Raw genomic sequence first — 8,395 nt, 5'->3', positions numbered from 1 at the left:
GAGCCTACCTTAGCGGTGTTTTAAAAAACCGCATCGGCCGCAGGAGTATCCCAATCAAACTCCTCCGTTAAATTTACCGTAGGAATCGGGAAGGTAAAGGGCTGACCGCACTTATCGCCCGTAGTTAAAACATCGTAAAACGCAATCACGATGCGGTTCATCTCGGGCTCGAAATCGCCGTAAGTCAAAGCCTCGAGCGAGTCCTTGCCGCGCCTTTTAGCCTCAGCCAAAAGCTCCTCGTCGCGTAAATTTTTAAATAGATGCTCGTTGTTATGCGTAGGAATCTGCGTTTTTAGATCATCCGGGCAGGTCATATCGATGGTGACGTTGGTAAATGGGCTCTGACCCCAGCGCGCCGGAACGTTTAGGTTAAACACGAAGCTAGTGATCGCCTTTTTGACCTCATCGTCGCTTAATTTATCGCGGAAAACGTATGGCGCCAGATACGTATCAAAGCTGCTAAACGCCTGTGCGCCCGCCCATTCGCTTTGTAAAATTCCAAGGAAATTTGCCATCTGATACAGCGCTTCGCGGAAATGCTTCGGCGCCTTGCTCTCGACCCTGCCGCGCACGCCGTTAAAGCCCTCGTTTAGAAGCACGCGCAAGCTCCAGCCCGCGCAATACGCCGTAAGGCAGTCCAGATCGTGGATATGATAGTCTCCGTTTCGGTGCGCCGCGCCCTCCTCGCGAGAGTAAATTTTATCTAGCCAGTAGTTTGCGATGACCTTGCCGGCGGTATTATTGATAAGGCCTGCGTTTGAGTAGCTGGTATTGGAATTTGCCAAAATTCGCCAATCCTGCTTGCTGATATATTCATTGACCGTCTGGGTGCAGTTGATATAGGTCGTATCCTCCTCAAGCCCCAAAATATGCTCACGCTGCATCTTGTGCGTATGGCGATAGATCATAAAGCTTTTCAAAACGGCGAAATCGCCCGCTTCGAAGAGCTTTTTCTCGATGAGATCTTGGATATCTTCGACGCTTAACTTATCCTTGAAAACGATCGCGCCCATTACGTTATCGAAGACCTTTTCATCAAACTCGGTACCGACGCTTTTGTAGGCCTTTTTGATAGCATCTTTTATTTTGTAGGATTGAAATTCTTGAAAACTTCCGTCTCTTTTAATGATTTTTTTCATAAGCACCCCGAGAATTTTCTGAATAAATTGACAGAAAGTATATCAAGGAATCTTTAACTCAAAATTAAAGGAACGAGCGGAATATCCGTTACAAATTTTGCTTATAAAAAACGAAATTTAACCAAATCTCGCTATAATCGCGGAGTTTATTTTATAAAATTTGGAAATGCTATGAAAAATTTTAAAATAAGTTTTTTCGTGATCTTGCTGTGTGCCTTTTTAGCGGGCTGTGCTGCGCTTAAAGGCTCTAAAAGCACGGATAATTCGGCGCTTACGGGAGGCATAGATCACGCAGGATATCCAAACGCATATCTGGAGCGCATTGCAGGCGAAAGCATCGCCGATCTACTCTCGAAGCGCATAGTCGGCAAAAAAGGCGGTAGATTCAGCGTCGTCGGCATCGAGCCACTAGACGGGACGAACGCGCACGGCGTAGATGCGGAATTTTTGAGCAAAAAAATTAGAATTTCGCTGCTGCATTCAGGCAAAGCAGTCGTCACAGACGCTCCAAGTAAAGATGAGCTCGTATTTAGCAACGATGGCGTAAGCCGTGGCTATCACGTCGTAGAAAGCGGCTCGATCTACGCGCCGGATTACATCTTGGTAGGTAAAATTTTACCGCAAAGCCCCGCTGTGGCAAACGACGGTAAGGCAGGATCTAAAAAATCAAAAAATTTAAATTCTGCAGCTAAAAATTCTACCGCGCAAGCAAGCGAAAGCCTACTTTTAGAGCTTTCGATGATAGATACTCGCAACAACAAAAGCGTGTGGAAATATAAAAAAGCGCTTCAAAAGCAAATTTAAGGAATTTTTCGCTAAACTTACGATTTATTTTTTTGAAAGGCGGTGAGGAAAGTGCCTGGAGTAAAGGTATATCCGAACGAATCATTTGACGAAGCTTACAGACGCTTTAAGAAGCAGACCGATCGTAACCTAGTCGTTACCGAGGTCCGCGCGAGACGATTTTTTGAGCCGATGACGGAAGTCCGCAAAAAGCAAAAAATTTCAGCTCGCAAAAAGATGCTTAAACGTCTTTACACGCTACGTCGCTACGAGTCACGCTTGTAGCGGTTTGCGCGGATTTGCGGATTTTAAATTTGCAGATCTGCGCGAAATTTTATCTCACATCTTTTTTAAATTTACAGCCCACTTAAAATTTGCTCGCCGCGCCAGCGCCGAAATTCCGATCTAAATTTTAAAATTTACCTAATTAAATTTACCCGCCTTTGTGCGGCGCCTGCTTTATACGACATATCCGCCGGCGAGCCGTTAAATTTTGAAATTTATTTTTACCTATTCGTTTTTTAGATATACTTTTGCTAAATTTTAAAGGAGCAACCATGGACTTAAACGACTACCTGCACACTCAAGACCAGCAACCCTCAAACCCTCAAGAAAAAGAGGTAGCACTCATCAAATACACCTTCATCGCGGCCTGCGCCTTAAAAGCTATAGCCGAACTGGTGCTATTGCTATTAGGAATTTACGGCGGATTAGGAGTGCTACTAAGCGCAGCGGCATTCGTGCTTTTTATCTTTAGCATTTATAATATCTCTAAACTTACCGCAAGCCGCAGTCTTTTGCGTAACGCAGCCATTGCCTTTGCGGCGATATTTATAGGCGTATTGTTATTTATATTTTTAGCGGGCGGCATCATCGCTCAAATACTACTTGCATTGGGATTCATCGCATCGTTTCTATTTTTTTATAGATTTTATCAGGAGCTTGCCGATACTAGTGGAGTTGCGATATTTTCATATTGCTTTATCGCGCTTGTACTTGCAGCTATTGCAAATGCATTTTTGGCGCGTTTTTCGCTGCCTGCTACGGTACTGCTCAGCTTAGCGGCTCTTGCACTTAATGCTTTTGCTATGTTCAGCGTAGAGGGCTTTTCTCGTTCGTATTATTCTTATGATCTTAGAGGTAAAAGATAAATTTTGATTGCTTGATCGGTTGTGAAAAGACCAGCAAAGAGCTAAATTTTTAAAATTTAAAATCAAGGAGCAAGCCGTGGTCTATTTCAAACACATATTTCTTGCGCTGTTTTGCGGGGCGCTATTTTACGGCGTACTTTACGGCGAAAATCCAAATAAAATTTCAAAACAAAATTTTAAATCTGACTTCATCTGGGGCGTTACGATCGACGACGGCTGGTACGAGGACGCACAAGACACCTCTGGCGCGAAGCTGCAGAGCATCGTGCGCGCCCTGCAAGCCCTACCCGTAAAGCCGACCGTGCGCGTCGTTATGTCAAAAGAAATTAGCTCGCGCGAGTATGAGCCTCTTTTTAGGCGACTTAGCGAGGTTTCGTACGTGATGGCCTGCCCCGTGGACTCCTACGAGATGAGTTCGTACAAAAGCGTGAAAAGTTACGAAAAGAAGTTCGCGGACGCCTTCGCCGCGCTCGCGCCCTACGTCACGATCTGGGAGATTGGCAACGAAATAAACGGCGAGGGCTGGCTCGGGGATGATGCGAATTTCATTGCCGCCAAGATGATCGCGGCATTCGAGCTCATCCACAAAAAGGGCGCCAAGACGGCGCTGACGGCGTATTATACTCCGAGCGGAGTACAAAAAATAGAAATGCGCGAGTGGCTGCGAAAATTCGTGCCGCAATATATGAAAGAGGGGCTGGATTATCTTTTCGTAAGCTACTACGAGGACGATAACGAGGGCTTTGAGCCTGATTGGAGCGAAATTTTTACCGATCTGCAAAGCGCCTTTCCCGCCTCAAAGCTTGGCATCGGAGAGTGCGGAAACACGGCGGCGGACGCCACGCAGGCGAGCAAGAAGGCGATGATGAGGTGGTATTATACGATGCCGCGCTACGTGAAAAACTACGTGGGCGGGTATTTTTGGTGGTATTTCGTGCAAGACTGCGTAAGCGGGGCGGGACCCGGCGCTTCAAACGGCAAAAATCGCGGCGCACGCGATAAGACGGAAGCCGCGAACGAGCTGCTAAAAAGCCTTAGTGAAGCAATAGGCGAAGCGTACAGATAATACGCGGAGGATTTCAAATTTAAAGCGAAATTTTACGATTTTTAAGTGCAACGAGGTAAAATTTAGATATGAAAACTTTTATAAAAATTTTAAAAATTACCGCCTTGGTCGTGAGCGTTGCATGCGTGCTTTTTGTGCTGTATATATTTGTGATTTTAAATTTGCTTTTTTCATCCGATACGCCCGAAGGTTGCGATCCTAGTATGCCCACTAGCGCTTGCGATTATATCGATGAAAAATTTGAAAAAGAGCTACAAAATTTGCCTCCCGTCGCCGCTCTGCCGAGCCTAGAAAAAAGACCCGTATTTTGGCTAGGCGAGAAAAAATTCGCAGGAGGTGCGAAGTTTGATTATCTATACATTAAGGACGATTTTGGGGTCTGGCTTAGGTATGGGGACAGCGATAGCGACGACTTTTTGCTACAAAAAGATATGCCAGAGCGCTACTATGGATACCACGAGATCGATCGTTCGCCGGACGAAAGGTGGGTAAGTAGAAAGCTTGGATATTATAGCTACGGCATCTACGATATTTCGCTTTTTGAAAATGAAGCCAAGATATTTTCTCAAACGGCGCATAAGGTCGTGAGGAAATTTATCGGTTTCTTTAATCTACACTCTATGAGGGGCACATCTTTTGCAGCTCCGCAAGGCACCGAGGAAAATTTAAACGCTATAAGCGAGCTTCAAACTCCGCTTGCGGATTTTCCGCAAAAGCAGAACTACTCTGCGCTCGGCCCAGCTTATAAATCTGAAGCTGAAGGTTATGTCGGAGATGAAATAGCCAAAAAGCTCGCTCGCAATATCTTTGAGATTAAAAGCGAGGGCTGGCGGCAGACCATGCGTATAAACAGCAGCGCCAAGGATATCAAGGTTATCTGCGGAGATGAAATTTGCCTCGCGCTTGCCTTCGATGAAAGCGAATTTAATCGCTGCGATAACGATACGCCTCATACGGCAATTTATACGCTAAATTTAAAGCAAAAATTTAGCAATTTTCATATGCTTACTAGTAGTAATTTTGACTACGTCAAGCTCGGCGATAAGTATACTTTAGACGATGTGGAATCCTTTAAAATAGTTTTATCGAGATTCAGATATATCAAGGGGTATAACAAAGATCGCGAAATCACGGACTACGAGGTTATCTTGCGAAATAGCGAGGGCGAACAGGTCAATGAAATTTGCAGAAATGAAATTAAGAGGGCTCGCAGTCGCTTGCGATAAATCTAAGATAGTGCTGCAGGATTTGACACATAAGATCGTGATTTCGGCGCGCTTTAATTTAACTTCTAAAATTTACGTGAGAATTTTAAAATTCTAAGCTTCAAGCTTTAAAATTTGCCCGCGGAGCTTTTAAAATTTATCGCACGGCTTAAGTTTATTTTATCCGCGCCAAGACAGCTAAATTTTTAGGGCGTCGCGATAACTAGGCGCAAGATAGCGAAATTTTACAAAGCTGCGGTAAACAAGATACGCAGAGAATGCACGCAAATTTCAAATTTATCTGGATTTTGCCAGCCTGCCCGACGCCGAGCACAATTATTTAGCTACAATTCCTCTTGCTCGCTTTGCTTTTCGCTCGTCTTACGATTTGCTCGCCTTATAATTCCTGCTTGATATTGCACTTTGCGAAACTACTTGCTGCGCGCCCTTTCGCAAAACTGCACGGCATGTGGGATTGTGCCCATCGCTCGCAGATTTTGCAGCATATGCGCGCGATAAAATTCCGTAGCGCAGGCACTTTCAATAAATTTTGATTTAAAAGCGCAAACATAGAGACGATTTAAATTTAAAGCTCACGTGCTCCACGGCTAGCCTGCAAGCGCTCTGCCCGCGAGCAGCCCAGCGTAGCAAAAAAGCATACAGGCGCATACGCTTAAGACCGCGTTTAGCACACCGATAGCAAATTCTCGCGCCAGCAATAATTGCAGCGTATCGTAGCTGAACGTAGAAAATGTCGTAAAGCCGCCCAGTGCGCCTGCGATAAAAAATACCCGCAGGCTCTGCGTTAAATTTAGCGCGAGTAAAAACCCTATCAGCAGGCTTCCCAGCGCATTCACGCAAAAAGTAGCGATCGGAAACGCACTCCAAAACCCGGCGCGATCCATTGCGCGCGCGATCGCTCCACTTAGGCCTACTCGCGCCATCGCGCCTACACAGCCGCCTAGCCCCGCTAAAATCAAGTTCGTCAATCCAAGTCCTTTTAAAATTTGTAAATTTTATTTCGCCATCTAGCCTCCATAGGACGAAAGATGTGCAACTTCGCTATTTTAACGCGGTTAGTTAAAATTCCGCTTTTAAAATTTGCTCGCACCTTTTGAAATTTCATTTTAAAATTTTACTTGCGCGACGAAACGCGACGTTTTACGCGCCGCCGCAAGACGGCGACCAAACGCGCATAGTGCAAGAGGCAACGAAGCAAACCAAGAGATATAAAAGGGCGACGTAGCAAAACAGCGCGAACGCTTAAACCGCGCTTGTAGCAAAACCGAGGCAAGGGCAAAACGTAGCGTGGCAAAATCGTCCGCAGTGCTACTACAGCAGGCACTACTGCAGCACCTTTTTTAGCGCCAGCGCAAATAGCACGACGTAGAGGACGAGCAGCCATTTTTTCTGCGTTTCGCGCTTTGCACGGCGAGCCTGAGAGGTGCCGAAATACACGCCCAAAAGCCCGCCCACGGCTAGCAGCGCGCCGCGTTCGTAATCTACGTGGCCGTTGTACGAAAGGCTCAAAAGCGCGCTAAATGAGCCGAAAACGATGAAAAATAGCCCCATACAGACCGCTCTTTTGATATCGACGCCCAAAAATCCGACCAATACGGGCGTTAGAAATACCGCGCCGCCCACGCCCATGCTAAGCGCGATCGCGCCGATAGCAAAGCCGATGAAAAACAGCACCGCGCCGTGGGGATCGGCGTTGCCGTCGCTTGTTACGTTCGTGCTAAAGAGTTTAAGAAATGAGATCGCAAGCGTCAGCAGAAGACCGATCTCAAGCACGATTTCTGGCGAGTATTTTACGATGAAGCCCGATATGCTCGCGCCGCACAGCCCTCCGAGCCCCACCGCGATACCGCTATCTAGGCGGAGTCTGCCCGCGCGGTAGTTCAGATATGAGCCGAAAAGCGAGACGATGAACATCTGCATCACCGAGATGCCCGCGGCGGTCTTGACGTCGTATCCCAGAGCCATCATCACGGGCATTACGACCGTGCCGCCACCGATACCGAAAAAGCCCGATATGAAGCCCACGACGACGCCGACAAAGGGGAGTTCTAGCATTTTTGATCCTTAAAATTTGAAGCGAAGTTTATAGCTTTAAAATTTAAAGCTTGATAAATTTGCGGAATTTTGGCTTTGAGAGCGGGATTTTGAGGCAGGGAATTTTGATCGCGGGATTTCGGTTTGAAATTTATGCCCCAAATTTTGGTTTGAAATTTTATCTGGAGTCGGCTTGGCTTGAAAGTTTACAAGCAGAATTTTGGCTCGAAATTTCAGCGCGCGATTTGCAAAATTTTAAAATTTACGAGATTTTAAGGCGTGGAATTTCGGCTTGAAATTTTATGCAAATCAGCCCGCCTGTGTTTGTTCGCATTGCAGTCTGGCGGTAGAATTTTAGATCGAAATTCTGCGTCTAGACTGTGGCGGTTTAGCGCAAATTTGAGATAAAATTTTACGTTTAGATCGCGGCGCAGTATTTTTGCCGCGATTAAATTTCGACGGAATTCTATCGCGACGAAATTTCATACGGCAAAATCCTGCAAAGTAAAATTTTAGACAAAATTCTGCGGCAAATTTCCGCGTTTTGTATTCTAAAAACCATTGCAAAACCAGCTCAAAATCGCGGCGAGTCACAACAAGATCGCAGTAAAATTTTACGTAAAGTGCACGCAAACGCAAAGAGTGCAAATTTCTCCGCGAAATCATTGCAGCGAAATTCCGCCGCCAAAAGCTCGTTCAAAGCCCGCCAAAAGAGTGCCAAAAGACTAAGAAGCCGCCACAAATCCTCACGCCGAAATTCCGTCCGCAAATTTCTCCAAGCAGAACTGCTTTGGATGCGGGGCGGGATTTGAACTCACGGCAAATTTTTACGAGCTAAATTTTACGCAAAAATTCGCATTAGACCTGCAAAATTTATCGTAAATTTCTCCGAGCGGATTTTGCACCTTATGAAATTTCCAGCACGATCTCCTTTTTTAGCTCGATCTGTTTGATCTCGAGCACGGAAGCGCCACCCAAGCGTAGCGCGAGCACCTC

9 protein-coding genes and 1 pseudogene are annotated in these 8,395 nt (G+C 46.0%); 6 read left to right on the top strand and 4 right to left on the bottom strand.

The window, feature by feature from the left end; translation table 11 throughout:
• Positions 1 to 23 precede the first annotated feature (23 nt).
• Positions 24 to 1,139 (bottom strand): annotated as a pseudogene (gene nrdD / locus Q0614_RS02045) (anaerobic ribonucleoside-triphosphate reductase); the annotation flags it as partial.
• A gap of 171 nt (positions 1,140 to 1,310) precedes the next feature.
• On the opposite strand from nrdD, the gene Q0614_RS02040 reads away from it, so the two are divergent.
• The 5 genes from Q0614_RS02040 to Q0614_RS02020 all read left to right on the top strand — a co-directional run bounded on the left by Q0614_RS02040 (position 1,311) and on the right by Q0614_RS02020 (position 5,365).
• Complete coding sequence (locus tag Q0614_RS02040; protein WP_298786197.1) at positions 1,311 to 1,943, top strand: hypothetical protein; 633 nt, start codon at positions 1,311 to 1,313, stop codon at positions 1,941 to 1,943.
• Between the two features lie 51 nt (positions 1,944 to 1,994).
• Positions 1,995 to 2,207 (top strand): 30S ribosomal protein S21, encoded by a 213-nt coding sequence (gene rpsU / locus Q0614_RS02035; protein ID WP_005869392.1) that lies wholly within the window; start codon positions 1,995 to 1,997, stop codon positions 2,205 to 2,207.
• 272 nt (positions 2,208 to 2,479) lie between these two features.
• The gene (locus Q0614_RS02030) at positions 2,480 to 3,073 is read left to right on the top strand and encodes a hypothetical protein (protein WP_298786195.1); all 594 of its coding nucleotides are present in this window, start codon (positions 2,480 to 2,482) and stop codon (positions 3,071 to 3,073) included.
• Positions 3,074 to 3,149: 76 nt separating this feature from the next.
• The gene (locus Q0614_RS02025) at positions 3,150 to 4,139 is read left to right on the top strand and encodes a hypothetical protein (RefSeq protein WP_298786193.1); all 990 of its coding nucleotides are present in this window, start codon (positions 3,150 to 3,152) and stop codon (positions 4,137 to 4,139) included.
• A gap of 68 nt (positions 4,140 to 4,207) precedes the next feature.
• Complete coding sequence (locus Q0614_RS02020) at positions 4,208 to 5,365, top strand: hypothetical protein (RefSeq protein WP_298786191.1); 1,158 nt, start codon at positions 4,208 to 4,210, stop codon at positions 5,363 to 5,365.
• A 587-nt stretch (positions 5,366 to 5,952) separates the two neighbouring features.
• Here the strand turns inward: Q0614_RS02020 and Q0614_RS02015 are convergent.
• From Q0614_RS02015 to Q0614_RS02005, 3 genes are all read right to left on the bottom strand, one after another.
• On the bottom strand, positions 5,953 to 6,333 hold the full coding sequence (locus Q0614_RS02015; RefSeq protein WP_297962834.1) for a CrcB family protein: 381 nt from the start codon (positions 6,331 to 6,333) through the stop codon (positions 5,953 to 5,955).
• An 11-nt stretch (positions 6,334 to 6,344) separates the two neighbouring features.
• Positions 6,345 to 6,470: a hypothetical protein gene (locus Q0614_RS02010; RefSeq protein ID WP_298786189.1), complete on the bottom strand. Its 126-nt coding sequence runs from the start codon at positions 6,468 to 6,470 to the stop codon at positions 6,345 to 6,347.
• Between the two features lie 218 nt (positions 6,471 to 6,688).
• Positions 6,689 to 7,420, bottom strand: coding sequence for a sulfite exporter TauE/SafE family protein (locus tag Q0614_RS02005; RefSeq protein WP_298786187.1), 732 nt, complete (start codon positions 7,418 to 7,420; stop codon positions 6,689 to 6,691).
• Positions 7,421 to 7,479: 59 nt separating this feature from the next.
• Here Q0614_RS02005 and Q0614_RS02000 point away from each other — a divergent pair, with 59 nt between their 5' ends.
• Positions 7,480 to 7,695: a hypothetical protein gene (locus Q0614_RS02000; protein ID WP_298786185.1), complete on the top strand. Its 216-nt coding sequence runs from the start codon at positions 7,480 to 7,482 to the stop codon at positions 7,693 to 7,695.
• Positions 7,696 to 8,395: the final 700 nt, after the last annotated feature.

The organism is uncultured Campylobacter sp. (assembly GCF_937997595.1).
Classification (GTDB): domain Bacteria; phylum Campylobacterota; class Campylobacteria; order Campylobacterales; family Campylobacteraceae; genus Campylobacter_B.
The sequence above is the reverse complement of the archived record's forward strand: the minus strand, read 5'-3'. Positions and strand labels throughout refer to the sequence as shown.